Annotated in this window: 19 protein-coding genes; 8 read left to right on the top strand and 11 right to left on the bottom strand. The window is 45.5% G+C overall.

All coding sequences use genetic code 11. From position 1 onward, the window contains the following. Window positions 1-16 precede the first annotated feature (16 nt). Complete coding sequence (locus tag KDM90_RS05560; protein WP_212674618.1) at window positions 17-1,459, top strand: DUF4139 domain-containing protein; 1,443 nt, start codon at window positions 17-19, stop codon at window positions 1,457-1,459. Between the two features lie 212 nt (window positions 1,460-1,671). Continuing rightward, window positions 1,672-2,610 carry an exopolyphosphatase gene (locus KDM90_RS05555; protein WP_212674617.1) on the top strand — a complete coding sequence of 313 codons (939 nt, stop codon included), beginning with the start codon at window positions 1,672-1,674 and terminating at the stop codon, window positions 2,608-2,610. Window positions 2,611-2,841: 231 nt separating this feature from the next. Here the strand turns inward: KDM90_RS05555 and KDM90_RS05550 are convergent, their stop codons facing one another. Both KDM90_RS05550 and KDM90_RS05545 read right to left on the bottom strand, forming a co-directional pair. Further along, window positions 2,842-4,056 (bottom strand): hypothetical protein, encoded by a 1,215-nt coding sequence (locus tag KDM90_RS05550; protein WP_212674616.1) that lies wholly within the window; start codon window positions 4,054-4,056, stop codon window positions 2,842-2,844. Window positions 4,057-4,333: 277 nt separating this feature from the next. Further along, complete coding sequence (locus KDM90_RS05545) at window positions 4,334-5,221, bottom strand: hypothetical protein (protein ID WP_212674615.1); 888 nt, start codon at window positions 5,219-5,221, stop codon at window positions 4,334-4,336. 702 nt (window positions 5,222-5,923) lie between these two features. Between KDM90_RS05545 and KDM90_RS05540 the strand changes: the two genes are divergently transcribed. Beyond that, window positions 5,924-6,436, top strand: coding sequence for a hypothetical protein (locus tag KDM90_RS05540; protein WP_212674614.1), 513 nt, complete (start codon window positions 5,924-5,926; stop codon window positions 6,434-6,436). 129 nt (window positions 6,437-6,565) lie between these two features. On the opposite strand, the gene KDM90_RS05535 is transcribed toward KDM90_RS05540, so the two are convergent. The 5 genes from KDM90_RS05535 to KDM90_RS05515 form a co-directional block, all read right to left on the bottom strand. Continuing rightward, window positions 6,566-7,345 carry a substrate-binding periplasmic protein gene (locus KDM90_RS05535; RefSeq protein WP_212674613.1) on the bottom strand — a complete coding sequence of 260 codons (780 nt, stop codon included), beginning with the start codon at window positions 7,343-7,345 and terminating at the stop codon, window positions 6,566-6,568. Between the two features lie 138 nt (window positions 7,346-7,483). Then, window positions 7,484-8,782 carry a polyamine export protein PaeA gene (gene paeA, locus KDM90_RS05530; RefSeq protein WP_212674612.1) on the bottom strand — a complete coding sequence of 433 codons (1,299 nt, stop codon included), beginning with the start codon at window positions 8,780-8,782 and terminating at the stop codon, window positions 7,484-7,486. 150 nt (window positions 8,783-8,932) lie between these two features. Continuing rightward, entirely contained in the window at window positions 8,933-9,400 is a 468-nt protein-coding gene (locus tag KDM90_RS05525) for a hypothetical protein (protein ID WP_212674611.1), read from the bottom strand. A 217-nt stretch (window positions 9,401-9,617) separates the two neighbouring features. After that, entirely contained in the window at window positions 9,618-10,946 is a 1,329-nt protein-coding gene (locus tag KDM90_RS05520) for a M28 family metallopeptidase (RefSeq protein ID WP_212674610.1), read from the bottom strand. Window positions 10,947-11,131: 185 nt separating this feature from the next. Continuing rightward, window positions 11,132-11,695: a hypothetical protein gene (locus KDM90_RS05515; protein WP_212674609.1), complete on the bottom strand. Its 564-nt coding sequence runs from the start codon at window positions 11,693-11,695 to the stop codon at window positions 11,132-11,134. A gap of 432 nt (window positions 11,696-12,127) precedes the next feature. On the opposite strand from KDM90_RS05515, the gene KDM90_RS05510 reads away from it, so the two are divergent. After that, entirely contained in the window at window positions 12,128-12,562 is a 435-nt protein-coding gene (locus KDM90_RS05510) for a hypothetical protein (RefSeq protein ID WP_212674608.1), read from the top strand. A gap of 126 nt (window positions 12,563-12,688) precedes the next feature. Here the strand turns inward: KDM90_RS05510 and bla are convergent, their stop codons facing one another. The 3 genes from bla to polA all read right to left on the bottom strand — a co-directional run bounded on the left by bla (window position 12,689) and on the right by polA (window position 17,305). Then, a complete protein-coding gene (gene bla / locus KDM90_RS05505) occupies window positions 12,689-13,612 on the bottom strand; it encodes a subclass B3 metallo-beta-lactamase (RefSeq protein WP_212674607.1) in 924 nt (307 codons plus the stop codon). A gap of 181 nt (window positions 13,613-13,793) precedes the next feature. Beyond that, the gene (locus KDM90_RS05500) at window positions 13,794-14,474 is read right to left on the bottom strand and encodes a hypothetical protein (RefSeq protein ID WP_212674606.1); all 681 of its coding nucleotides are present in this window, start codon (window positions 14,472-14,474) and stop codon (window positions 13,794-13,796) included. Window positions 14,475-14,518: 44 nt separating this feature from the next. Further along, window positions 14,519-17,305: a DNA polymerase I gene (polA, locus tag KDM90_RS05495; protein ID WP_212674605.1), complete on the bottom strand. Its 2,787-nt coding sequence runs from the start codon at window positions 17,303-17,305 to the stop codon at window positions 14,519-14,521. 12 nt (window positions 17,306-17,317) lie between these two features. Here polA and KDM90_RS05490 point away from each other — a divergent pair, with 12 nt between their 5' ends. From KDM90_RS05490 to KDM90_RS05475, 4 genes are all read left to right on the top strand, one after another. Next, window positions 17,318-18,055, top strand: a complete 738-nt coding sequence (locus KDM90_RS05490; RefSeq protein WP_212674604.1) for an LOG family protein — start codon at window positions 17,318-17,320, stop codon at window positions 18,053-18,055. Between the two features lie 277 nt (window positions 18,056-18,332). Further along, entirely contained in the window at window positions 18,333-18,857 is a 525-nt protein-coding gene (locus tag KDM90_RS05485) for a hypothetical protein (protein ID WP_212674603.1), read from the top strand. 15 nt (window positions 18,858-18,872) lie between these two features. Further along, window positions 18,873-19,844, top strand: coding sequence for a homoserine kinase (locus KDM90_RS05480; protein WP_212674602.1), 972 nt, complete (start codon window positions 18,873-18,875; stop codon window positions 19,842-19,844). 3 nt (window positions 19,845-19,847) lie between these two features. Next, window positions 19,848-20,612 carry a BPSS1780 family membrane protein gene (locus KDM90_RS05475; protein WP_212674601.1) on the top strand — a complete coding sequence of 255 codons (765 nt, stop codon included), beginning with the start codon at window positions 19,848-19,850 and terminating at the stop codon, window positions 20,610-20,612. Between the two features lie 126 nt (window positions 20,613-20,738). Here the strand turns inward: KDM90_RS05475 and KDM90_RS05470 are convergent, their stop codons facing one another. Beyond that, window positions 20,739-21,203: an OsmC family protein gene (locus tag KDM90_RS05470; RefSeq protein WP_212675012.1), complete on the bottom strand. Its 465-nt coding sequence runs from the start codon at window positions 21,201-21,203 to the stop codon at window positions 20,739-20,741. Between the last annotated feature and the right edge of the window lie 133 nt (window positions 21,204-21,336).

Here is a 21,336-nt window from a genome sequence, read left to right as displayed (position 1 = left end):
ATTCTTTAAAGGAGTGATGATGCGTTATTCAGTGAGTTGCATTTCGATGTTGATGATCTTTTCGCCATTCGTTTTAGCGCAAGACCATGAACAAAGAACCGGTTTAGCCGATCAACGTGAGGTCGCTGTAACGATCTATAACGAAAATTTAGCATTGGTTAAGGATCAACGTCGACTGAATTTGAAGCGAGGTGTCACTGCTCTTGCATACCGTGATGTTAGCGCCAGGATGCGGCCTGAAACAGCATTGTTGCGAAGTATTTCGGTTCCAGGTAGTTTGTCCGTGATTGAGCAAAATTTTGATTTTGACTTGTTGACACCGCAAAAACTGTTGGAAAAATATGTCGGTAAAAACGTGACTGTTGTGCGCACGCATCCCACAACAGGAATAGATACGAATGAAGACGCGCAAGTACTTGCCGCAAATGGTGGTGTCGTGTTGAAGATTGGGAACCGAATTGAAACGGGGGTACCAGGGCGTATTGTTTTCGGTGATGTACCTGCGAATTTACGTGATCGTCCTACTTTAGTCATGTCGTTAAACAACACAGCAAGCGCGACGCAGGATGTCGAACTCAGTTACTTAACTGGTGGCTTGGCTTGGAAAGCGGATTATGTCGTTGAACTCAGCTCCGCCGAGGATAAAATTGACGTGTCCGGTTGGGTCACTTTAACGAATACTAGCGGCGCGACTTACCAGAATGCTAAGCTGCAATTGGTTGCGGGCGATGTGAATCAAGTGAGGGAGAATTTTCTGGCAAAAGGTGGGCAAGTGATGGCGATGGCTGCAGCGCCACGTGCCAAAGTTGCTGACATGGCCGAGGAGTCACTCTTTGAGTATCATCTTTATTCCTTGAATCGCCCGACCACGATCGCTGAAAATCAAACGAAACAAGTTGCTTTGTTAGCGGCGTCGGGCGTGCCAGCACGCAAAGAATTTGTGTTGCGTGGTGCAGATTACTATTATCAGGGAGCATATGGCGATCTCGGGCAAAAAATGAAGATCGGTGCTTTTATTGAATTCGAGAACAAAGAGAGTGCTCAATTGGGCATGCCATTGCCGAAAGGTGTCATTCGTGTCTACAAAAAAGATAGCAATGGGAATGCACAATTTATTGGTGAAGACAGTGTTGACCACACAGCTAAAAATGAGCGAGTTCGCCTTAAATTAGGTGATGCTTTTGACGTGACGGCTGATAAAAAGCAAACTGATTTTAAGAAAATTGCAGGAAATTCAAAATACAATTATGTGTTCGAGAGTGGTTACGAAATTCTTCTTAAGAATGCAAAGAAGGAAGCGGTAACTGTGACAGTGCAGGAGCCAATGCCCGGCGATTGGCAAGTGATTAGTAGCAGTCATCCACACACCAAAGCAAGTAGTAATATGGCTGTTTGGAAGGTTCAAGTTCCTGCTGAAGGTAGTACGAAGCTGGTATATCGCGCACTAGTTCGGTATTGATCGGTACGTCGATCGACTTACATCGTCAATTGGATTAGTCTCCTCAAGAAAACCTTCCAGTGATGGGAGGTTTTTTTCTGTTCATTGTGTTTAATTGGGATGAATAGCGCAAATTTCATCCAATGTGAAATCAAATTGCAGAATTCTTCTCGAAAACGTGAATGCTTTAGAGTAGACTAAGGTCTTAATTTTCGTTTTCGTCGAGGTGTCCCATGTCTTTGGAATCCGCTAAGTTTCGATTAATAACGCGTAGTGATTTTGATGGCTTAGTTTGTGCAGTTCTATTAAAGCACTTAAATTTGATTGATGAAATTAGGTTCGTGCATCCCAAAGATATGCAAGATGGTAAAGTCGAAGTGAATGATAGAGATATCACCACTAATTTGCCGTTTGTTCCTGGCGTCCATCTCGCTTTTGACCATCATCTTTCCGAAACCTTGCGTAATCCGGGCGAACGTAAGAACCATATCATTCACCCAGATGCGCCTTCAGCAGCGCGTGTGGTGTTTGATCATTATGGTGGTAAAGCAGTATTTCCACCTGAATGGGACGACATGATGGCTGCTGTCGATAAAGGAGATGCGGCGCAGTTTAACCGTGAGGAAGTCCTTCATCCAGAAAAGTGGGACTTATTGAATTTCCTTATGGATGCGCGGACAGGCTTGGGACGCTTTAGAGAGTTTCGAATTTCAAACTATAACTTAATGATGGATTTGATCGATTATTGTCGTAATCATCGAATTGAAGAGATCATGGAGTTACCAGATGTCAAAGAGCGTGTCGAAATTTATCAGGAACATGCTGTCAAATGTAGAGATCAGATACAACGCTGTTCAACTATCCATGGTAATTTGATCGTTCTCGATTTACGCAACGAAGACACAATTTTTGCTGGAAATCGATTCGTGATTTATGCGATGTACCCAGAGATTAATATTTCTATCCACGTTTTGTGGGGACTCAAACAGCAAAACACAGTATTTGCAACGGGCAAGTCGATTTTGAACCGAAGTTCTAAAACGAATATCGGTGCATTGATGCTTGGATATGGCGGTGGTGGGCATGAAAATGCAGGGACATGCCAGGTTGAAAATCATCAGGCTGAACAGGTTTTGGCTGAATTGATACACAAAATAAACAAGGATGGCTAAGCTCAGCTTGATCTTTGTTACGAAACAAAGTGGAATGAGTATGGTGCAATTCCCATTCGATGCTTACTATTGATGTGAGTTGATTATCGATGAATGCCCGGCATGATGCCGGGCTTTTTTTTGAGTTTAGCGTTAACAGAGCACTTGCGTTAATTGAAGGCAGTTCAATTTTATTCTCGATCCGATTCTGCAATATTGGGGTACGACGTTGCAAACTAGTTTAGGCGGTGTTTATCGAGACGGAAGTTTTGAATTCTTTGCTTGTTGATCCAAACTGCAAGGACTCTGAGGAAAAGGCTTTCTAGCCTGATCGGGATCAAATGCGACCAGCGCAGCTTGGGCAAGCATTAAATCTTTCTTGAATTCAGTTAGATGTCGACGCCTTTCTTCAGTGTCTGGCTCAGCGTCTGAAAATACGTTGAGTGAATACTGTTTACTGGTAAATGCCTGCCCTTCAATTCGCGGAATGAGCGCACGATCAGGATCGGTGTCTTCTTTTAAAAGGTAACCGTCAACATCTCGCAAGCTGAGTGGGAAAATAGGCTGTTGGTCTCGCAATAGATTGCCCGCGGTGATCAGACGAACTTCAGTCCGACCTTGCGGAAGTAAATCATTGAAATTTAATAATGCAAATGCCTGCGATTTTGCGTCGTCAAGTCTGGCATTGATGATGTACCGTCCAGCTTGGCGCACTTCAATCGGTAAATGAAACACGAGTTGCCCGTTCTCCACCGATTCGCGAATTTTACCGACCCATTTCGCTGGTAGCTCTGGTGTATAAATAATGTCAAAGAAAACAAAGCCAGCTTGACCGTTTACTGTGTAGTTGACGTTGATGCGTATAGTGCCATTGAAGTTTGCGAGCCCGCTGTTCGCAGGTTGAAAAACGGCGCTTGCGATATTGTCATTCGCTTGAAGATCACCATCCCGCCCATTATCGGCAAAGGCCAGTGGAACTTGGACACCAGGAGCTACATTCCCATTTTGGACTGCGTTGGCTGTGCTTCGCGTGACAAATAAAGGGATGCTTTGTTGTTGTGCATTTTTTGCCTGCAAAGTGAAGCTAACGCTCTCATTCGATCCTAAATAAACACGTGATTGCCCACTTTGGATTTGAATCTGTTGGTCAGTGCCTCCCGAAGATCTTCGCATTGGATAAGACTCAATCACAGGCTGATTAGGGTAAACCTGATCGGGGTGCTCACTGATTGGTCGAGAACCGAGTGGGTATTTGGTGGCGATTCGATAGCTGCACAAAGTGTGATCGGTCTCTTCAATTTGTTTGATTAATTGCCGTTTGATTTGAATTGGATCGCCAGCTAAAAGACTCGGAGTAGGTGTCGTGGCGGCGCGTGCTCCATCAGACTGGCCGAGCGTTGGATACGATACATGTTGATCGACAGGTGGTTTAACTTTTGCTGAGTCATGAAAATAAAATGCTGCCATTAGGCTTAGTGCGCAAACGCAAATTGCAATGAACTTGATATTCGACGCAGAAAATCGGATTCGCATAAAGGAGTGGCAATCAAGGTGGAGTCAAGTGAGCTTGAGATTAGGTTGACGACTTGGTTTCAAGCAAATAGAACGTATACTTCAACTAGCAGTTAGTTAACCGAGAATTAGCTGGTATTAGTTGTTATTGGTTGGTATTAGCAGGGAGGTTGCCGGTAGGTAGCAATTCAGTTACTGGTCTGGCATGGAGCCAGACCAGGATGTTCACCCACTACAATGCACTGTTAACCATTGCCGTTCGTACCACTGAAATAATTCCCTGCCAATTTCCATTGGCATAGTGATTGTATGCTTCGTTATCGTCTCGGAATGCGACCGAGTGGAATGACCATTTAACCGAGCCACCCTCATTTGCCGCCGTACCCAAACTCAGATTATCGCAAAGCCAATCACTTGGGTTACACAAGGACCGACCAGCGTTGCCAGCCACGCCACCTGTACTGTGATATGACACCGCTTCGTCATCTTGGCCTGGCAAAATGCCCGAGTACAATGTGCCTTTTGCGCCTGCATACATATAGAACCATACATTCGCTGTATTATTGTGGTTGTACATCGCGCGAGCAGTGGATGTTTTTAGATCCTTCACGAGTGGCTCTGAGATTGCCCAAGAACCTGCGTCGGAAAGTTCGGAGCCGCCGCCCGCCCCAGATGCAGCTCTAACCCATTTAATATTCCATCCAGTTTGTGTGCTACCGTCTGTGTTTCCACACTGTCCCCCTGAATTGGCAACGGCGTTTTTCTTAAGCCTTGCTGAACTACCGTAGTTAGCGAGTGTGTATCCCATCATCAGATCGCCAGCACTATGGGTTGCGACGTAGCACCAATTATTTCCTGTGCAGAAGCAATCGAGGGCATCACGAATTTTGCTATTTTGGGATGCGATACTATTGTATCCATCCCAATTTACGGCCTTTTTATTTACTCCAGCAGCGGTGCTTGCGGGACCCCAATAAGTAAAGCTGCCGTAGTTGCCAACGACACCGCCGCCCCCACGACCATTGACCCATAATGTATAGTTTTCTGCACTTGCTAGGTTTGATAGCGCGGTAAGACCTAACAGAAATAGAGATAGAAATAAACGTTTGAACTTCATCATGCGACTCCCATTGAGTGCTACTTGAATGAAAAACGAAAAGGGCTGTGCAGTATCGAATGTTCTTGTTACACAGCCTGCGATAAACCAACTTTGCTCGCATCGATAGTCATCAAAAAAATTGGCGAACGGTCAAGTGGTCTGCTCGGATTATCAAAATCAAGTGATTCGCGGTCAATTTGCGTTGCAACAAAAAATAAAGAGAGAAACAAGCTTTAATTCTCTATTCTTACTATGGACGAGCTGAGAGTTTTGCAGGTTTAGAGCGCTTTCTCTAATCCTCCCATAGCCTACATAAGTGTTGGAATTCATCGACAGAGACTCGCAAGAAAGTCATTTCATCCAAACAGATCTTATTGTAATTACTGATACATATTTTATTTTGGTATGCTAGAAAAGCCTTCGCTTGATTTTTGATAATTCGTGTCGAAGGCGATTGGAAGGTCGTGGTCATACGGATATTAGAGTGGTTTCAGCGAATTTCCAGTGGTACTAGCTTTCTTCTTGAATTTGAATGCATCTTGGGAGACAAACATGAACAAAAAGAATGAATTGAGAAGTGCAATTCGCTTCGTAGTGTTGATGAATTGCATGGTAGGAGTGATGGCATCGTCGATCGTCTGTGCGCAAACAAGCTCAAACATACGACCCATATCAAAAATAGACACAAAGCTACTTCGAAATACGTCAAGCTCTGGAGAGTCCGTGTCGCAGTCTCCACCTAAAAATGATGCCCCAGCGCCGCCACCAGCGCCAGCAAATACGGCAAAGATGGATGATGAAGGCTTGAATATTGGAGGGAAAGTCGTTGAACAAGCTTTGATTGCAAAGAGTGTCCCACTCGATAGAAATGAAGAGAGCAATGCTTTTCCATTTGGTGCTCTTTTAAAGGCAGGACAAAAAGTGATATTTGAAATTGAAGTTCAGGATCGTAGCCACTGGAATAACTCGAATGAATATTATTGTAAGGTTTTTGACACTGCGAGTAATAAGCAAATGATGATGGTGAGCTTACCAGTGATTGATACTTCCCAATATCAAAACAAAAAGACCACCACAGGAACTTCGCGTTTGAGTTCAGGAACCCATACCCTGGCTTATTCGACCAATAGCAGTCAAGGGATGGTCTTGTTATATCAGATGGTTTGTGGAGGCCATACTTGGGGAGCCCCCACAGGTGCAATATTTGTGCGCGTGAAGAAGACCATATTTGAATAGTCACTTCGCGCTATTTTGAAATTGGCATGCTGGTTGTTGGTTTGCCTTTTATTTATGATGGGAAAGTTGTAGTGAAAAGTACATAGCCTTATTTGCTACGACTTTCCCAATCCCACAGCGATCGTACGCTCAGCGGTAGGCTCGCAAAAGTTTGCTTAGTTCACCGCTTTTCTTGCCTTCCACGATCGCTTTGTCTATTTTTGCGATGATGTCTTCGAATTTGCCTTTCGCGCTCGCGAAGTGTTCGGTGTCGTAAAATAAGGGTTGATCAGATACATCGAAATGGGTGTCTTTGAAACCAGAATAATTCGCAAAGACCTGATTGATATAGGTTTCGACTTCACTCTGGTCCTTCAAGACGCGCAAAGGCCATAAAATCAAGTCATTGGTTTTGTTGATCAATTTATTGAAACGTGCGGTCGTGAAACTTGCATCCTCTTCCACCTTAAAGATGATATCCCTAGCTTGTTCAAATTCCATTCCGTGACTAAAACCGCGTCCGACACTAATCACTTTACCGCGCAGATCTTCGATCGTTTTGTATTTAGGTTTGGGTTTGCCATATGTAATGGCCCAGATAGTTTGACTCGCAACGGCCTGCGAGTAGTGAAAGCGACTGAGTCGATCAGGGTTGCGCGATAGACCGTAAATAATCCCATTCCCTTGCAATGTTTCATATTGAGCACGTCGCCAAGGAACGATCATTTTATTAAATTGGAGATTGGTCGTACGTTCAAAATAATTGATTAACTCCATTAGATTTTGATCGGGTGGAATGGGGCTGCCGTTCACATCTAAATTTTCTTGTATGTAAAGCGTCACCGCAGTTTGCGCGTGAGCCGAACCCGCTGTCGCCATTGATAGGCACAGCATGCAAAACAAGATGCAGTAAGAGTAGACTTTGGTCATGGAAAGAATGAATGTCAATCCGAGCAAAGTATCGCAGTGATTATTTTGACTCGCAACTTTTTACGCTTATCAGTGTTGTTTATTCTGAGAATATAGACCTTCGCAGTCTTATATTACGGATTCGATTGACGCTTAAACTCAGTCGGATTTTGCTAATTTCACGACTAATAACTGGTCGATTCGGAATTGATCGATGTCGACGACTTCAAATTTGTAATCACCTACCATGACAAAATCAGTACGCTTCGGGATCTTTCTGAGCATCGTCATCATAAAACCAGCGACAGTCTCGTAGTTGCCAGACTCAGGCATGGCATCGATGTCGAGGGCTCGACAAACATCTTCAATTGCAGTCGCACCATCGATCAACCAAGAATTGTCATCTCTTCGTACGATCTGATCTTCCAGATATGGGTGAACCATACCGTCCATTAGCGTGCTTAACACATCATTGAGGGTAATGATGCCAACTACGAGTGCGTACTCATTCAAAATGACTGCAAAATCTTCGCGTGTTGCTTTGAACTGCTCTAACATTTCTGAGAGCGTTAGTGAATCGGGAACGACCAAGGCCGAGCGTAGAGACAATTCTTGCACTTTAGAGAAAGCTTGGTTTGTGAGTATGCGTTTCAATATATCTTTGGATTCAACATAGCCAACCACTTTGTCTATTTGACCATCACAGACCAAAAATTTAGTGTGCGGATGTTCGGCAATTTTATGGCGAATGCTGGCTTCATTATCTTGCAAGGTCAAAAATACGATGCTGTCGCGCTGCGACATGGCAGAAGGCACTGTGCGACTTTCTAACTCAAACACATTCCCAATCATGTCATGTTCGCGGGTTTGTAGTATGCCGGCTTCCGCACCTGCGTTCACAACTGCATGGATTTCATCGGACGTAATTTGGTCGTCACGTTCCGTTGGCAAATTAAGACTGGTCAAAATCAGATTGGATAAGCCATTGAATAGCCAAACTAAAGGTTTGAATAATTTGACGCAAACTAACATCGGGGTAACGACAAACATGGCGACGCGCTCTGGGGCAACCATGGCCAGCTTCTTTGGCATTAAATCTGCCAATAAAATAAAGATCGATGTGACAAAAATAAAGGAACTGAGAAAGCTTAAGGTGTCAATCCAACTGGCACTGCCAAACAGCGAGTGAAATAGTTGGGCAAAATAAGGAGTTAATGATTGTTCACCTAAAATACCACCTAAGATCGCAATCGCATTGAGCGCGATTTGTACCACAGTAAAAAAGTGACCGGGCTCTTGTTGTAATGCAAGCACCTTCGTTGCTCGTGGGTCGCCACTTTCTTCTAGTATCTGTAATTTCACCTTGCGTGCTGCTGCAAGGGCAATTTCGGACGTAGAAAAAAATCCGCTGATAATCACTAAAATTAGAATTACCATGAGATGGTCAAAGAATGCCATGTTGCCTCCGCATTGATTACAGCATAACGCATCATAGCTGAGCGAAGTTAAAACGAAAACACTTTGGAGGTGCAATTGAGTATCGTCTAGGCACTTATGCCGTAGTTGCTCGCGACGGAATGCATCTATGCAACGTCTTTGCTGGATTCGTTAGCTTGCGCGCGAATTTGACTGATATTCTCTGAGTTTGTTGAACGCCCATGCGGTTGCACTGGTCGCGTCAGCGAAGAAACCATCTAATCCAATTCGTTGGTATTTATCGATGACCAAATCGCGACCCTCAACATCATCTGCAGCGATAATGATATTTGCTAGGCAGGAAAGATTCGTCTTACTATATTCCAATGCCCGTTGTATTCGGTTGAGGGCATCCGCGGGACAAAGTATTGACTCGTGAACGGTGGTTACTCCGATATAAGGGCGATCAGGAGAGAATCCAATTGCGATTTGCCTTGCCTGTTGTGCCCAATGTTCGATTAATTCGCGATTCCATGGACCGGTTACATCAGTGAGTAGGAGCTGACCTTCAGCGCGGACGTGAAATCTTCCGTGGGGCCGAAAAATGCTAGTTGTATCAAGGCGAGGTGGGCGATTCAGAATCAAAGGGAGGGTATGCAATGATAAAACATAATTATAGTTGCAAGTCGGCGCCCTGAGCACGAGCGAATCAAGAACAATTGTTAAATCGATTGACTTTTTTACTTTGTCGAGAATGAAGTGGGTCGTAATGAACCGAATTGTCAAATGCTGCTCATACGCTGCCGATGCTGCCGCAGGTGTTCCAAGCTAGTGATATTTCACGCAACAAGGAACCGCCCGCGACTTTGATTGACGCCTATTTGTTTTGTGTGGTTTTTTTTGCTCCGCTTAAGACCGCGACAGCGGACAAGGTCGTTTGCGCAGCATTCAAGCCCAATCTAAAATCTTTGTCAGAGTAAGTCGTAAATACGTCCGACGGTTGATGCCAATTGGGATTCCATCCAGCCCCGATATGCATACCCCGTTCATTTTCGCGTAAGGAAATAGCGGGGACGAGATCCATGAAGGGGACCGAGTCTGTGTTCGTCATGTGAAAGCCGACTGCGGCTGGGTAGTCTGTCGCATATTTGTCATTGGCGGCTCGGAAGAACCACGCCAACTTGGCGGCACCTTCAGCCTGTTTCGACGTCGATTGAAACTCGATATTGACATCCGCCTCGGCTCGCTGCTCTTTCGGAGAAACATAGATAGGTTTGCCCTCTGCGTCGAGAACTTGCTGACCTTTTGTATCGAGTTGTGGCACCGGCATGCCATGATCCCATAGCATCATATCGTGCTGTATCATTCCTAGCCATTTTGGTTCGGGATACAGGCCTGAACCTTTTGGCGATTCGATTCCTTGTAGATCTTTACGTTGAGCGACGTAGGCGTAGGCACCATTTAAACCCGTTTCTTCGTTGTTCCACAAAACAAAACGGATGGACTTGTCGGTTTCAACGTCTGGAGCACTAAAAATGCGGGCTAATTCCATTACTAGTGCGGTACCAGAGCCATTGTCATTTGCGGCCTCGCCAAAACCGATTCCATCAAAATGTGCACCAACAATATACATTTCGTCAGGATTTTTTTTGCCTATCTTGGTGCAATAGACGTTTTCACGCTGCGATGTACCGACCGGTGTTTGTTCTGCGTTCAATTGGCGTAGCTTTTCATTTGGCTGTAGAAGCGGATCCGTATTTACTCCCGTTTTAGCGCGTTTGCCAAATAGAGTGCTGCCACCTTGCCCGGGTGCGCCTCCGAGACCGCCGCTGGGTATTAAATTGCGACGTGGAGTTGGCGCTGCCCCTGGCGCTGCAGGGGGGGGCTGGGTATAGTCAAATTGCATGCGCTGTGTATTCGTGCAACCGTACGCTTGAAGTTGCGCCTCTATCCAGTCGAGCGCACGCCGATTGCGTTCTGTCCCTTGGCGGCGATCACCAAATTCCGTTAAGGATTTAATCGTTGCCTTGTACTTTTCTAGATCGAGTTGACGCACCAAACTGACAACAAAATCGTCTTGTTTGAGCGCACTTCCTTGTAGGATTTCGAGAGATTGCGCAGACGTTTGGCAGGCGAATCCTAGTGCACATAGGCTAGAACTCAATAATCCTATTGTGTTGATTTTGCATCGATTAAGAACAGTCATATTTGCCTCTGTGAGGGGATAAAAGAATTCCAATTTGGATAGCAGTCTAACGGTAAATCGAGCAATTGAACGAATCGGGTGTCGACAAGTTCCAATCAAAAGTGGCGGGAGTTTTTTACCTACTCCAGTCACTTTGCAAGTTCTTATTCATCGATAGTACCTCGCCCGAGTCTATCTTCAGGCGGTTAATTGGTGATAGGCCAGAATTGCCAGAAGACCAGCGCACTGACGACACCATAGATCAAAGAGTCCAATATATTTTTGAATGTAGCTGACCATGGTCGCCCCATCCAAATAGACTCTTGTATGCTGCCACAAGCATACACGATCATCGTGAAAAGACCGATAAAGTGCCCGGCATAGTGTGGATTCGCGTAAAGCCCCATGGTCTGCAATGCTAACAATCCACCTAGAGCTGCAACACTGAGATTGAGAGCAAACCACTGTAGCAAATATCGACCCATTGTCGGCGCACCGGGTTTCCGAACGGTGATTAAGGCTACTGGGCCATCTCGAAATTTTTGTTGAACGGCTTCGGTTTGCATGTCCTTCATATCAGGGCAATGCGGGGTCGCATACATGCCAGGTTCATTTTTAATCGGGGCCAATGCTTGCCGCACATCTTCGTCGTTCGGCAAGGGGCGGTATTCCGAGTTATGCCATTTGAATACCATGTGAATTAAACTGCTGGCAAAAAAGACGCCAACCGCTGTAAGTAGGATCGGTAGCCAGAGCGCTAATAATGTCATTGTATTTCCCCTTGATTAAGTTTGATTGTGAATGTACACGCATCAGGACATACTTCACGAGTCGGCAATATAACGCGATTTAGATTGCTGAGTTGGTATATTGCACTGCACATTCTGATGAACCGTACCGTCAACGCAACATTAAATTGTTCGGTTGGTATTTGCCGTATGTGAAAGTTGGAATCAACCGGAACACGTGATTGCAAGCGAAGCTTGCGTTCCTTTTAGATGGATACAATAGGATCGAAAACTTTCCTATTCTGAAGTGTAGCGATGATGATCGATATGATTTGAAATTGACAAAATGATTGAGATCAACGCGCTGTCCGAGTAAAATTTGCAATTATCTAAAAAGCAAAATTTTCTCGCGATCTCCCGGCCAGGCTGGTCGGTAGGTTTGGGGCAAATGGTTTTATAAGGACATCAAAAGTAATGAACTACTTGTTAAGTTTCTTCCGCCGTTTTTTTCTGTATTTGTGTTTGCTGGCATGTATTGCCGTCGTCACAAAAATGTCAGACTTGTTCTCCGTGCCGACCGAAACTGGTTTTTCCATTCTTTTTCGAGCAGGCGGTGTCTTTCTTGTTTGCGTCGTACTTATTGCGCTGCAGTTTTTACCCTTTAGTTATGTTTTCCCAATTTTACTGGGCGGGTTTGCTTGGGCGTTTTTCCCGGCTTTGGAATATTGGTCTTCGCAGAATGCCGTGAAATCTTTGTTTGGTATCACCATCAGTGACGCCCAGTGGTATGGACGTTGGTATGCGAAAGTCGCCTTCGTTTTGATTCCAATCATGGCAGGCCACTTGCTTTGTCGTCGTTGGAAGCAGCAGACTAAGGATCCACGCCGTCCAGTTGAATGGGCGAAGTGAAGTCGCTTAGTGATGTCGCTTAGTAAAGTCGCTTAGTGAGGCGGGAAATTATTCGCCTCACTGCTCTAACTAATGAGTGTGCAAAATGAATTATTCAATTGGCTAGCTTGCAGAGAGTGTGCATGATTATTTATTGTACTCACTCTTTTCTTGAGTTAGTCGATTAAGCAAAGCTTGTGCACCGCGTTCTGCATAGATCAAACAAGCCTTGGGATCGATTAAGGGCGCTTTTTGATCAAGTCGTGCGAGTAAGTTGCTCGCAGTTCCATGACCAGTGATCAAAATATCGCAAGTGGTCTTCGCGACGAGCTGACTACTTTCGCGCAGCGCATTAGCCAAAGAATCGGGTGCGGAATAGCGATAAGTTGCATCAGAAATCGATCCTAAACTGTCTGCGAAAACGAGATTCTTGCAAACGGATTTTTCGCATTCTTGCCAAGTCCAACCTGAGCCGCCAGGCGCATGACCCGACATGGGCAAGTGTTGAATTTTTTTATCACCGATAGTGATCGTACTTGCGTCCTCAAACGCATGCACATTCGCAACAGGATCAAAGCCAGATAATTCATTAAATTGCGGATCACGACGATCATTCTTACCCGATTTCAGAACATCGACGATATTACTTCGACTTAATACCTTAGCTCCAGTTGCGGCTTGCACGCTAGCCAAACCACCCATGTGGTCATGGTGTTCATGTGTGATCAAAATCGTTTTGATGTCATTCAGCTTGACACCCAAAGACAGGATGTTTTGACGCACCGCTTCCGACGCTTTTTCTGGTGCGCTATCAATCAAGACATGACCGTTCGGTGTCGCGATTAACACGACGCTGATCCCGCAAGTACCGACATACCAAGTATTGCCATAAATCCGACGCGCATGCGTAGGCTCATTCCAATCATCGAGCGATTTACAAGCTGTCGGTGCAGATGCTAGCTTTGGCTCGCTTGGCATTTTGATGCCGATTCTGTTGGCGTTTGCGGTTTGGGTGTGGCTGAGAATGGCGATGCTAGTGATCAGTAAGAGAGGGCGGATTTGAAAGTTCATTAGGTTTTTTTTAGACCGTTTTGGGTTGATTAAATTCGTAGAATGGGGACGGATTCATCGTGCCCACGCGTTACGGTTGAAAAAGGAGATAAGAGTAAGGTACAGCGAACAAATTTTGTTGAGAAACAAAGCAATCCGTGCTGGCACAAAAAGCGTACCTACCCTACAAGGCTGAGTTGAGTTATGGATTTAGAAATTTCAGCCATCCCCAGTATGCCGTAACTACCGTTAAAATTGGGGGCGCAAATTTTGAGAATAAGAATAGTATTACTTTAGAAGTGTTTTCTCGAATAATTTCATTAGTCTTTCTTACGTCGGTTTTTTCAATAAAGAATAAGTTCAATCTATCTGCAAAAGTTAAATTGCTGTTTGATCTGACACTTGTCGAGCGAATGAGAAGTAAATATTTCTTAATCGCGCTTTCGATTAGCTTGTCCGTTACATCTCGTGGATCTACGTCGTAGAAGAGAATGAACTCCTTATCTTTGTGTTCTAAGATTTCCGATTTTAAAGGGCTCGCAATAAAACAGACCGTACCCCATGCTGTTTGTGATGCGACTAAACAAGCCCCTTTTTCTATCAAAACTGTTTGATTCGAGTCTTCAAAAGGCAATGCTAGATGTTTATTGCTGGTTCTTGTTATACCAATTTTTTGACTTTGAATTTCCAGCTGAATTACTTCTTCGTTCTTTGTTCCATGTGTTTGAATGAAGAAAGAAAAAGGAAAATTTTGATCAATTGCCAATTGATTGAAAATTTTAAATTTCGAGATAATTTTATGTCTCGTTTCGACAGACCAATTGATTCGACGATACCTAAGTTGACAATGATTATCGTTGATTTTTTTGGCTTCGCTATTCAAAAAGGATTTCATATTTTAATAATTAATGCATTCTTCTTCGAAAATCAATGCGCCTCTTCCCAATTCAACCCCACTCCCACTTCAGCAAGTAAAGGCACTTTCAACTCCGCCACCCCAGCCATCAATTCAGGCAATTTCCGCTTCACCAATTCCAATTCTTCAGGTACCACTTCCAACACCAATTCATCGTGCACTTGCATAATCATCTTGGATTGCAATCCATCAGATTCCAACCAACCTTGCACCGCAATCATCGCAAGCTTGATTAAGTCTGCTGCTGTTCCTTGCATAGGTGCGTTGATCGCAGCGCGTTCTGCGCCTTGGCGGCGTGGTCCGTTGGGGCTGTTGATTTCTGGTAGCCAGAGGCGGCGGCCGAATACGGTTTCGACGTAGCCGTGCGCTTTGGCTTGTAGTCGAGTGTCGGCCATGTATTGAGCGACGCCTGGGTAACGTTGGAAATACTTATCGATGTAGCTTTGGGCGGCGCTGCGTTCTATGCCTAGGTTGCCGGCTAAGCCAAAAGCGCTCATGCCGTAGATGAGGCCGAAGTTAATCACTTTGGCGTAGCGTCGTTGTTCGCTCGTGACTTCGGCTAATGACACACCAAAAATCTCTGATGCGGTGGCTCTGTGCACGTCTTCGCCATCGGCAAAGGCTTTGAGCAAACTCGCGTCGCCCGAGATGTGCGCCATGATGCGTAATTCGATTTGGGAATAATCGGCAGAGACGATGCTATTGTCCGGTGCGGCGACAAAGGCTTCGCGGATGCGGCGGCCTTCGGCGGTGCGCACGGGAATGTTTTGTAAGTTAGGATCGTTCGATGCCAAGCGACCTGTGACTGCCACTGCTTGTGCGTAGTTGGTGTGGACGCGACCCGTTTCGTTGTTGACCATTTTTGGTAGCTTGTCGGTGTAGGTCGATTTGAGTTTGGCGAGGCCGCGGTATTCCAATAGCACTTTGGGCAATGGATAATCCTCAGCCAGTTTTTGCAACACTTCTTCATCGGTCGATGGTGCGCCTGATGGTGTTTTTTTGACGACAGGCAGGCCGAGTTTGCCAAAGAAAATTTCACCGAGTTGTTTGGGTGAATTTAAGTTAAATGGTTGTTCTGCTAGTTCGTAGGCTTTTTGTTCAAGCTCTAATAAGCGATTGCCGATTTCATGTGATTGTGTGGCGAGTAAATCGCGATTGATCAAGACGCCATTGCGTTCTATTTTTTGTAAAACGACCGACGTCGGTAATTCGATCTTGTCATAGATGAAGCGCAGCTTGTCGTAAGGTTCGACTTGTGGCCACATCGCTTGATGCAATTGCAAAGTGATGTCGGCGTCTTCCGCAGCGTAGGCGGTGGCACGTTCGATGTCCACTTGATCAAAACCAATTTGTGATGCACCTTTGCCGCAGACTTCTTCAAAGCTAATCGTTTTGCGTTCTAAGTGGCGTAACGCAAGGCTGTCCATGTCGTGTGATTTGTGGGATTCAAATACATAAGATTGCAGCAAAGTGTCGTGCAGAATGCCGCGTAAATGCACACCGTGATTAGCGAAAATGTGCGTGTCGTATTTGAGATTTTGTCCGACTTTGGCTTTGCTCGCGTCTTCTAGCCAAACCTTCATTTTGCCTAAAACGAATTCCCGATTTAATTGTTCTGGTGCACCCGGATAATTGTGCGCGAGCGGAATATACGCAGCGATGCCTGCTTCGCAGCACAAAGAAATCCCGACCATTTGTGCGTTCATCGGCTCTAATGAGGTGGTTTCGGTATCGACTGAGGTGAGGGCGGCTTGATTGATTTTATCTAACCACACATCGAGCTGGGCTTCGGTCAAGATTGTTTCGTATTGCGTGACCGCAGGCGCGGCGGGAATCGTGACAGGTGCTTTGCTCGCTGCAGAATCGCTAGCAGCATCCTCGCCAAATAATCCACCTTGCGCTGGTGCGGCTTTGGTAGGTGCAGAACCGGCTACTGGATCAACGCCAAATTCGCGTAATAGACTCTTGAAGCCTTGATGCTGCAAGAACGCGATCATTTCTTCGCGATTTTCTTCTTTGGCTTTCAGTGATTCATCGATGGAAATATGATGTCCAGCCAAATCGCAATCGGTTTTGACCGTAATTAAGACACGACCTTGTGGCAACCAGTCTAAGGCAGCACGCAAATTGTCGCCGACCACGCCTTTGATCTTGTCGGCATTGGCGATCACACCATCTAAGCTATCGTATTCGGTCAACCATTTCACCGCTGTTTTGGGGCCGCACTTGGTCACGCCAGGGACATTATCAACGGTGTCGCCGATCAGGGTTAAATAGTCGATGATGCGATTCGGTGGTACGCCGAATTTGGCGAGCACGCCTGCTTCATCGAGTTTTTCATTGCTCATGGTGTTGATCAAGGTGACGTTGGTATTCACCAATTGCGCCAAATCTTTATCGCCTGTCGAGATGATGGTGTTCATGCCGCGTGCAGTGGCTTCGACCGCGAGTGTGCCGATCACATCATCGGCTTCGACGCCTTCTACCATCAAAATCGGCCAACCCATGGCTGCCACCGCTTGATGAATCGGCTCGATTTGTAAGCGCAAATCGTCTGGCATCGGTGCGCGCTGTGCTTTATATTCGGGATACAGGTCATCGCGGAAGGTCTTGCCCTTGGCATCAAACACACAAGCCATGTAAGCTGCGGGATAATCTTGGCGCAGCTTGCGCATCATATTGACCATGCCGTGTATCGCGCCAGTCGGTTCGCCGCGCATATTGCGCAAATCAGGTAGGGCGTGGAATGCGCGGTATAAATAGCTAGAGCCGTCGACTAATAACAGAGTTTTTTGCATAAGGATTTGGGTATGAATGACAGCGGAAAAAGAATTTTAAAATTGCGCCAGATCACGGACAAAGACAAGGCAACCGCCTTGAAGGCCCGTGAGTCATGGCATATGTTCACGATTATGGCAGAGTTTATCGAATCTACCGAACGTCTGTCTGCCTTGGGGCCCGCTGTAACGATCTTCGGTTCTGCGAGAATTAGCCACGATAATCCCTATTATCAAGATTGTGTGGATGTCGCAAAACGTTTATCGGATGAAGGTTTTGCAGTGATTTCCGGGGGCGGGCCTGGCATCATGGAAGCGGCGAATCGTGGTGCTTTTGACGGTGCATCCGCCTCAGTCGGCCTGAATATCGAATTACCGCACGAGCAAAAAACCAATCCTTGGCAGAATATTTCTTTAAATTTTCGCCATTTTTTTGCACGCAAAGTGTCGTTTGTGAAATACGCCGATGCTTACGTCATTTTTCCAGGCGGGTTTGGAACCTTGGATGAATTGATGGAAGTCCTAACCTTGATGCAAACGGGTAAGACGAAGCGTATTCCTGTGATCTTGGTCGGGACCAGCTTTTGGCAAGGTTTTCTGGATTGGATACGCTTGCAATTAGCGGATAAAGGTTTGATTGAAGATAAGGATTTGAATTTAGTACAAGTTATCGATGAACCAGCCAATGTGGTTGACGCAATTTTCGCATTTTATGAAGCGCACGACATTGAGCCATCAGACGAAGAACGTCAGCGCATGCTTTATTTGTAAGATCGTCGCTGTGTGAAGGTGATTGCTCAATGATCGACGCTCGCGGTTTTTTTTTGAGTGTATCAAGCAGATTGCAGGAAAAATGCTTGAATTTCGTTGTCGCCTTCCGCATTCCTTATTTGGAGTCGATTGCGCTACTTTTTTGTGCGTGTATTGCATACTAAACCTGCGGATTATGAAATCATGCAGCCTTAAGCCTAATTGCTTTGTTACAATGGGAATTGCCTAAGTCTGTTGTTGTAACGAATTCTTCTTATTTCCACGAAAAGTGAACATCATGAAAAGCTCTTTGAAGTTAATTTCCAACCTGGTTGCAGCTCTTATTGCGATCTCAGCATCACCTCTGTTGGCAGCGCAAGAGAAAACGGCGCCACCGCCGCCAAAACTGGAAAAACTGGAAGAGGGACCCGAAGCTGATGTCAAGCTGATAAAGCCTGAGAGTAATAAGCTCAAAACCGTGGAACGTAAAGAAAACGGTAAAGTGACAGAAGTTCAAGTACGTACTGGCAAAAGCACCTACACGGTAAAACCCAATAATGCGCCGAAAGGCACCCCAGAAGGTGACGCCAATCGCGCAGCGCAATGGAAAGTCATGGAATTCGGCGGTAAGAAAGAAAGCAAAGAAGTTGAATCTCTGCCAGTCTTAGCACCGGGACCTTATTCCACTTCAAAAACTGGTTCTACCAAATCAGTCGCGACTCCAGCAGCGAAAGCTGCTTCATCGAGCACTGCCGCAACAGCGGCGAGTGCATCATCGACTTCATCCTCTTCGTCGGCATCCATGCCGCCCGAGAAAAAATAATGGATTGTGATTGAAATGGCTGTATTTACATCGGTAACACTAGAAGATTTAAACGCATGGATGCCCCAGTTCCCATTGGGGAAAGCACAAAATATTCGTGGGATTGCGTCGGGTATTGAAAATAGTAATTTTTTTATTGAAACTGAGCAAGGCGAATATGTTCTGACAATTTTTGAAAATCTCAATTTTCAGCAATTGCCGTTTTATTTGAAATTAATGCGCCATTTGGCGGATAAAGGGATTCTAGTTCCCGCGCCAGTTGCAAATGCCGAGGGTGAATTATGCGTGGCTTTGCATGGAAAACCGGCCGCGATTGTGAGTAAATTGGAGGGCAGCTCACAGATGCATCCTCAAGCACAGCACTGCGCCGAAGTCGGCACAATGTTGGCGCGTATGCATTTGGCGGGACAGGATTTTTCGATCCAACAACCGAATTTGCGTTCGTTAGAGTGGTGGCAAGCAACTGTGCCCAGCGTTTTAGAATTCTTGGACAGCGCAAATCGCCAACTCATGCAAGATGAAATCACTTTTCAGACAGACTTTGCGGCGACAGCAAATTATCAGTCGTTGACGAAAGGGCCTGTCCATGCGGATCTATTTCGAAATAATGTGATGTTCGATGGCGAGCGATTGACCGGTTTTTTTGATTTTTACTTTGCTGGTTGTGACGCTTGGCTGTTTGATGTAGCAGTGACAGTGAATGATTGGTGCATCGATTTGACGACCGGGGAATTGGATTGGGTGAGAGTCAATACGATGCTCGCGGCTTATCATGCCGTTCGCCCATTCACGTCAGCGGAATCGGCAGCTTGGCGACCCATGTTGCGGGCGGCGGCCTTTCGGTTTTGGTTGTCGCGCGTCTTTGATTATTACAAACCACGCGATGCCGAGATGTTGACTCCGCATGATCCAACACATTTTGAGCGGATTTTGCGGCTTCGGATACACCAAGATTTACCAGCCTTACCCCAATTAACAGAAGTTTGAAACATGAATACACCGAAAGCAGTCGCAGGATGGGAATGGATTAGACAAGGCGCCCAGCTATTTAAAAAGCGTCCATTTGAAGTGATGTTCACTTTTATGGGCTTTATTTTCTGCTTATTTGGTATGGTTGCGATTCCTCAGATTGGTTTCGTCATCTTGATGGTGTTCTCGCCTGTATTGGGCATGGGTTTTATGCAAGTTTGCCGACAGGTTGACGAAGACCAAGCATTTCAGCCCGGCACTTTATTTATGCCCTTTCGGACGCCCGCTTTAAAGGCCTTGTGCTGGTCAGGTTTTTTGCAGATGTTGACCTTGCTGCTCTCGTTTTTATTGACAATGGCTGTAGATGGGGGCGTGTTGTGGGATTTCATTAGCAATAACCGTATGATCGATGAAAAGGCTATTCGCGAGACATCGATAGTGAGTAGTCTATTGATTGCAAGGGTATTTCATTTGCCTGCGATGATGGCTTTTTGGTTTGCCGCACCGCTGATTATGTGGCACGGTATGGGAGTGGGTAAGGCAATTTTTTATAGTTTCTTCGCGGTTTGGCGCGCGCGTTCTGCGTTCTTGATTTATTTTGTGGCTTGGATTGGCATCTTATTTTTTATTCCAGCGACACTCGGCCTATTTGCTAATTTGCTTCCTGGCCTACTTAGTTTCTTGAATCTGCTCCTGATCCCTATCGTAGTTTCACTTTTTGTTGTGATGTATTGCACTTTTTTTACGTCATATAAAGAGATTTTCGCCCGTGACGAACAGGTCTAGGTTGGCAAAGCGATACGAGGACAGAAAATAAAAAATGCTGGGTGACCCCAGCATTTTTTTTCGTTGCAATCGAAACTATGATTCTTATTGAGGCTTTGTTCTCATTCGAATGGCAGTGCCAATTTCTTAAGCGCTGTGCGAAATTTGTTCGTGTTCCGATGCCAGTGTGAGATCTTCGACGATCTCAAAACTACAGGTCATCTCTGCTGTTTTGCCGAGCATAATGGAAGCGGAGCAGTATTTTTCGTGTGATAAGGCAATTGCGCGTTCGACCAAATTCGCTTTTAAATTACGGCCAGTGACGATGAAGTGAAAATGGATTTTCGTAAATACTTTTGGTTCAGTTGTGGCGCGCTCGGCAGATAGTTTGACCTCGCAACCACGCACATCTTGCTTGCCTTTGCGCAATATCAATACAACGTCGTAGGCAGAGCATCCGCCAGTTCCGAGTAATACCATTTCCATTGGGCGTGGAGCCAAATTATGTCCGCCACCCTCTGGAGCGCCATCCATTAATACCGCATGTCCTGAACCTGTTTCAGCCAAGAAACTCATACCGGAGACCCCGGTCCAACGTACGTTTGCTTCCATGTTTTCCCCTGCGTCGAAAATGATTACTTGTAGACCATTATTGTAGCCGAGTTGTTGATTGAAAGTACCGATGCTGATGCTTCCGAAAAAACGTTGATGAACAAACCGTAGCACTAAATTGTTAGGTAGTCTT

It is taken from the genome of Affinundibacterium fentianense (genome assembly GCF_018139545.1).
GTDB lineage: Bacteria > Pseudomonadota > Gammaproteobacteria > Burkholderiales > Burkholderiaceae_D > Undibacterium > Undibacterium fentianense.
This window is presented reverse-complemented; position numbering and strand designations above follow the sequence as displayed.

Excerpts from the sequence above, each read along its gene's own strand:
- KDM90_RS05560 (WP_212674618.1), top strand. The coding sequence starts at position 17 with ATGATGCGTTATTCAGTGAGTTGCATTTCGATGTTGATGATCTTTTCG.
- KDM90_RS05555 (WP_212674617.1), top strand. The coding sequence starts at position 1,672 with ATGTCTTTGGAATCCGCTAAGTTTCGATTAATAACGCGTAGTGATTTT.
- KDM90_RS05550 (WP_212674616.1), bottom strand. The coding sequence starts at position 4,056 with ATGGCAGCATTTTATTTTCATGACTCAGCAAAAGTTAAACCACCTGTC.
- KDM90_RS05545 (WP_212674615.1), bottom strand. The coding sequence starts at position 5,221 with ATGATGAAGTTCAAACGTTTATTTCTATCTCTATTTCTGTTAGGTCTT.
- KDM90_RS05535 (WP_212674613.1), bottom strand. The coding sequence starts at position 7,345 with ATGACCAAAGTCTACTCTTACTGCATCTTGTTTTGCATGCTGTGCCTA.
- paeA (WP_212674612.1), bottom strand. The coding sequence starts at position 8,782 with ATGGCATTCTTTGACCATCTCATGGTAATTCTAATTTTAGTGATTATC.
- KDM90_RS05520 (WP_212674610.1), bottom strand. The coding sequence starts at position 10,946 with ATGACTGTTCTTAATCGATGCAAAATCAACACAATAGGATTATTGAGT.
- KDM90_RS05515 (WP_212674609.1), bottom strand. The coding sequence starts at position 11,695 with ATGACATTATTAGCGCTCTGGCTACCGATCCTACTTACAGCGGTTGGC.
- KDM90_RS05510 (WP_212674608.1), top strand. The coding sequence starts at position 12,128 with ATGAACTACTTGTTAAGTTTCTTCCGCCGTTTTTTTCTGTATTTGTGT.
- bla (WP_212674607.1), bottom strand. The coding sequence starts at position 13,612 with ATGAACTTTCAAATCCGCCCTCTCTTACTGATCACTAGCATCGCCATT.
- polA (WP_212674605.1), bottom strand. The coding sequence starts at position 17,305 with ATGCAAAAAACTCTGTTATTAGTCGACGGCTCTAGCTATTTATACCGC.
- KDM90_RS05490 (WP_212674604.1), top strand. The coding sequence starts at position 17,318 with ATGAATGACAGCGGAAAAAGAATTTTAAAATTGCGCCAGATCACGGAC.
- KDM90_RS05485 (WP_212674603.1), top strand. The coding sequence starts at position 18,333 with ATGAAAAGCTCTTTGAAGTTAATTTCCAACCTGGTTGCAGCTCTTATT.
- KDM90_RS05480 (WP_212674602.1), top strand. The coding sequence starts at position 18,873 with ATGGCTGTATTTACATCGGTAACACTAGAAGATTTAAACGCATGGATG.
- KDM90_RS05475 (WP_212674601.1), top strand. The coding sequence starts at position 19,848 with ATGAATACACCGAAAGCAGTCGCAGGATGGGAATGGATTAGACAAGGC.
- KDM90_RS05470 (WP_212675012.1), bottom strand. The coding sequence starts at position 21,203 with ATGGAAGCAAACGTACGTTGGACCGGGGTCTCCGGTATGAGTTTCTTG.